This window comes from Collinsella sp. HCP3S3_E5, assembly GCF_052067635.1.
Classification (GTDB): domain Bacteria; phylum Actinomycetota; class Coriobacteriia; order Coriobacteriales; family Coriobacteriaceae; genus Collinsella.
On the sequence record NZ_JBQHQF010000071.1, the window covers coordinates 1 to 550 of the forward strand.

A 550-nucleotide genomic window follows, 5' to 3' on the forward strand; every position below is an offset into this window, starting at 1 on the left:
GCGGGCAACGCGCTCGTGAGGAAGCTGGCCGTTGAGGGCTCATGGTGCTACGCCGCGGCACGGCACCAGCCGAAGCTCATGCCGAGGGACACGGGCGTGCCCCTCGAGATAAGGATGCACGGGAGGAAGGGGTCCGAGCGGCTCCTGCGGCGGCGCGAGGAGATGCTCGCCCGCGGCATGCCCGCGGCGAAGGCCAACGCGGCCACCGCGGCCGAGCTCGTGAGGTGGCTTTGGGCCCTCGGCATGATGTGCCGGGAGGGCGCGGAATAGACATAGCCCCCGTCCCGGCGAGCCGGGCGGCCTTCGGGGATACCCCCTATTTCGCTGTGCGCGCGGAGCCCTCCGCATGCGCCTCGACAGACTTGGGGAACCCCGCCGAAGGAATGGAGTGCGGGCCGACAGAACGGTATCCGCGGATATGAGACTGAGCCGAAGGCGTCGATGACATGCCGGGGGCGGACCGGGACGGGTTAACGGCAGGCCCCGCCGACCGATTGCAAGCGGTCGGCGGGGCCATTGTGGCTCTTGACAGCGGATTGGGTCATATGAG

At 69.5% G+C, this 550-nt stretch carries 1 protein-coding gene; it reads left to right on the plus strand.

Annotated features, from left to right (window positions below; translation table 11 throughout):
- Positions 1–270 (plus strand): hypothetical protein (locus ACTM82_RS09035; protein ID WP_441055275.1); only part of this gene is annotated, 270 nt, incomplete at its 5' end.
- Between the last annotated feature and the right edge of the window lie 280 nt (positions 271–550).